General features: G+C 44.2%; 5 protein-coding genes. All 5 read left to right on the top strand.

The genetic code is table 11. The annotated features are described in order from the left end of the window. Positions 1–1380: hypothetical protein (locus QUA58_RS30920; RefSeq protein ID WP_333397953.1), on the top strand; the 1380-nt coding region annotated here is incomplete at its 5' end. Between the two features lies 1 nt (position 1381). Then, positions 1382–1651, top strand: a complete 270-nt coding sequence (locus QUA58_RS30915; protein ID WP_333249562.1) for a hypothetical protein — start codon at positions 1382–1384, stop codon at positions 1649–1651. A gap of 2 nt (positions 1652–1653) precedes the next feature. Next, entirely contained in the window at positions 1654–2598 is a 945-nt protein-coding gene (locus tag QUA58_RS30910) for a hypothetical protein (protein ID WP_333397952.1), read from the top strand. Next, positions 2598–3482 (top strand): hypothetical protein, encoded by an 885-nt coding sequence (locus tag QUA58_RS30905; RefSeq protein WP_333249558.1) that lies wholly within the window; start codon positions 2598–2600, stop codon positions 3480–3482. Before QUA58_RS30910 ends, QUA58_RS30905 begins: the two co-directional genes overlap by 1 nt. 66 nt (positions 3483–3548) lie before the next feature. Then, positions 3549–3743, top strand: a complete 195-nt coding sequence (locus tag QUA58_RS30900; protein ID WP_333397951.1) for a hypothetical protein — start codon at positions 3549–3551, stop codon at positions 3741–3743. The last annotated feature ends 129 nt before the right edge of the window (positions 3744–3872 follow it).

Below are 3872 nucleotides of genomic sequence, written 5' to 3'. Positions count from 1 at the left end.
GAAACAAAAATAATTATGGGGATTGTGGTCGCTTCCCATACTTACCCTGACCCTGGTTGTGAACTAGAACCAGAACCAGAGCCAGAATCAGAATTACCTGCTAGTCCCAATCCAAGAATAGGAATCGATCCTTTAACAATAGCTGATACTGGATTAGGTTATGTGTTAGTTGGCCAAGTTTATCAGAGCGTTTTTAACGGATCTAAAGAGACTTTTGATTATAAAGGGATTGCAGAAGTTAAATGTACTCAAATTCCTGAAGTAGTAATAGCGCCCCAATATTATCAATCATGGACAATTCCAGTAATACTGAATATTCAAGCAGATGTAGTTAGGAGCAGACTGATCAACGATGTTTTTGTTGAGTCTACTTCTGGTTTTAGTTATTACTCTACTGTTCCTGGCTATACTTCTATAATTCAAAGCGATAACACATATTTTCGCCAAATTTCTTTTGGTTATGGAACTTTTACCTCTCAATATCAGACCGGCCCTTACCCTCCTGGGTCGGGAGGTCTAGCCAATGGCTGGGTGTGTTTTGGGTCTATGCGAGCAATTGCAAAATGGGTAACAGAGAGTAATAAGCCTTTTAATGGCCAGCATAGACCGAATAAGAACATAATCAATCAAGTTATTCCTGTTGGCAAGCAACTCAAAAAATCACCTTTTTTACGACCCGGAGTCCCCCCCCACATGAAAGATTGTTGTGAAGATATTCTCGATTCTTTAGAAGATTTAATGGACGTTCTGCACGTCGATTTTTTCAAGAAAAAGAAATTTCCCATTCCTACTTATTTATTAGCGCCCGGTTGCGAACCGGGAAAAACAACAGAGGCAGAAAATTATTATCACCTCTTTCAAAAGATGTTCCAAGCAATCGCCCACAATACGATTGTTAGCCCGCAAATTGATATTCAGGATGCGGACGCGGTGAAAGAGGGCGACCAAAAAATTAACGAGCGATACCTTTCGGCAACTGGGTGGGCGGAAGCCGTAACAAAGATGCTTTATGAAATTGTCGATGATGGCAACATCGGCACAAATATGGACATCCGCACGGGCGTAACTGTTACTCAGTTATTAGTAGCTGTTGCCGATTTGTCTCATAAAGTCGATTGCATTATTGACTGTATTGGAGTCACCACTAAACGCAGCAAGGGAGAAGTCGAGACATCTTACAACCTTGTCGTAGAAGGGGAAAACACTAAAGGTTTTGACCCTAAAAAATCTAATCAACAATTAGATTTAAATAGCGATATCAGTACCGAAAAGTTACTCGCCGGACTGTTACGCACTCGCAAAAATCCCATTACTAAGGAGGAAATACACCCAAAATCACCTACGCTGTTTGAACTCATAAACGACTTAAAAAATAAGTAGTATGGCAATCAATTTAGCAAAACCTAACAAGGCGCTTATCAAAGCAGCCATAAAAGCAAAAGTAATTGAAGCTGTCGAGAATATGCGGGTTGAGCGGGCGCTCGAACGCGAAAACATTAACCGCGCGGTCGGCGTGGGCAATTTCAAGAAGTTCGAGAAGGAGTACAACACCGAATACGAACAAAGTCGCAATAGCACCAAAGACCCTATCCCTAGTAAGCGCAAGCTTAAAAAAGTCTCGACTAATTTAACTCTCAAAAAATTGGTGTAATTATGGCAACTAAGAAACAGGAAGAAGCGGGAATCACTTTAAATAACACCAGTTTAGCTGTCAAGCTTGGGCTGCCACTTGGTGGTTTTTTTGCGGACATCGGCTCGACAATGCAAGCTTGGCTCAATAAAGGCTTAATTAACCTTAAAAATCTTGCCAAGAATATGCTCGCCGGTGCGAAGGAACTGGGGGCCGCTATTTTGCGCGGGGATTGGAATTTATTCAAGAGTTGGCTTAAAGAAGACCCGATCGCCGTTGCCGCTGGAATGGGTGCTGTTGTGCTCATCGGCGGCGTAGTTGTTGGGGGAGTGGTGGCAGGAATTGGCGCGCTTGCCGGAGCGATTGGAGTCGGCGGCGCTACACTCGCGGCGGTCGGCAGTTCTGTACTGGGGGCGGCGGTAAGTTTTGGCACACAGGTCTGGAATTTTGATTTTAACAAATCGGACGCGGCAATTCTTGCAGAAATTAACGCGGCGTTTGGCGGTCTGGCTAATGTCGCGGGGGAAGCGCTAGGTCGATCGCTCGCGGGATTCATAGTTAACCGCAAGGAAACACCAAAGTTAAAAATCAACATCAAGGCAACGGCAACGATGTTTTTAGCTTTGGATGATAACGGCGATAACGAAGTTGCAGAGGAAATTTTAGAGGAATTGTCATCGCTGGGCTGGGCGTTTTACCGGTTTGCGGGCAAGGCGTTATTTGCTCAGGGATACATGAATTTTCGGCGCTGGGCGAAGCAAAATGTGAAGTCTGACATCCCTTGGGTGGATAAGATGATTGCTTCTTGGGGAGAGGAAGGTGGCAAACCTTGGATTGTCAGCCAGCAAGTCAATGAAGTTGTAGAGGCGATCGAAAAAGAGAACGCCGCGCTTGGCAACTTCTTAGAAGGTGCGCTGGAAGGATTTGGCGAGGGATTCAAGGAATTTTTAGTGTTTGAGTACCGATAATGAGCGCCGAGAAAAAAGTCAGAAACCGACTTAAACGGGTTAACGAGCCGACTCGCATTTCCGGCCAGTCGCAAGAAAAAATCTCAGACTATACCTATTTTTCTGTTTACGACTTGGAGTTTGTTGAGCCAAGCGAGGCGGAGCTCAAGGCCGCTGCTGAGAAAGCGGCGCAAACGAAGAAGGGGACGGGTAAAACCGCCCTCGACACTCTGACGCTGACAATCAGCGGGAATGAATTTGCGATCGCATTACAAGCTTCCCTATTAGATGCAATTCGGGATTTGCTCCGGTACGAACTCGGGAAATTGAAACTTGCAGGAGCCGACGAGAACGGCAAACAAGGTATAGAACGTGCAGGACATCCAGAAGTCAAGCTTTGGTTCTTTGAAAAACGCGCGGATGCGACTCCGGGCTACAGTCCTTTGAAAGGTGAGATTAGTTTTGACTTGATGAACCTTGTAGACTCTTCTCATTTAGCAAGCAAAGGCAGCAGCCAATTGATTAAAGAGTCAGACATTAAAGCTCTTTCAGCCAAAATCAAGACTGTTTTTAACGAAGGTTTTAAATGGGAACGTGGCAAAGAAATGATTGTATATCACGATTGGCAACGGGGTTACAGCTTGCAAATTCATTGTAAATCAGAGGCTGAAGGAACGCGGATTGTTAAGGAAGTGTTAAAAATTCAAGGACACGAAATCAGAACTGAATATTTGAAACTCAATAAACTCATTGGTACTCCAAAGCCTACAATCCCCACCGTGAAAGAGGAAGAAATCCTTGGGAAAAAGCGTAAGCATAAGCGATACCGCCCAGAAGGCACAGTTTTCTATGCTTACGCGACGCTGCACTTGCCGAGCTACGGCCAGAAAATAGCACTAGCGTAAGAATACTTATTGCTACTATACCTAAAGGAATAAGCTAGAGTAAAAGCAGGCTTACTGGGAAAGTTAATGATTGACGATAATGTGATTGATATTAATGCTGGTGTTACTATTAGCAGCGCTAAGTTGCAGACTGAAGTTAGTGAGACTACTAAGAGTTATCTAAGACATGAATCAATCCGTCGCAAGGTAACAATGGGACAACTGTTGGATGAAATTGTGAAATTGTTTTCCAGTGGCGACGTACCGGAAAGCACTTCTTAATTGATACGGCTAATTGTTGGAAATCAACCTCGATTTAATCAGGGTTTTAGTCGCCTTAGACGGGAGGGTTATTTGATACGGGCAATTATTTACTGCCGGGTGAGTACCGACGACCAAAACTGCGATCGG

Origin of the sequence: Microcoleus sp. N9_A1, from assembly GCF_036701795.1 — a bacterium.
Taxonomy (GTDB): domain Bacteria; phylum Cyanobacteriota; class Cyanobacteriia; order Cyanobacteriales; family Microcoleaceae; genus Microcoleus.
Note: the sequence above shows the minus strand (reverse complement) of the source record. Positions and strands in the feature narration are given on the sequence as shown.

Excerpts from the sequence above, each read along its gene's own strand:
- QUA58_RS30900 (WP_333397951.1), top strand. The coding sequence starts at position 3,549 with ATGATTGACGATAATGTGATTGATATTAATGCTGGTGTTACTATTAGC.
- QUA58_RS30910 (WP_333397952.1), top strand. The coding sequence starts at position 1,654 with ATGGCAACTAAGAAACAGGAAGAAGCGGGAATCACTTTAAATAACACC.
- QUA58_RS30905 (WP_333249558.1), top strand. The coding sequence starts at position 2,598 with ATGAGCGCCGAGAAAAAAGTCAGAAACCGACTTAAACGGGTTAACGAG.
- QUA58_RS30915 (WP_333249562.1), top strand. The coding sequence starts at position 1,382 with ATGGCAATCAATTTAGCAAAACCTAACAAGGCGCTTATCAAAGCAGCC.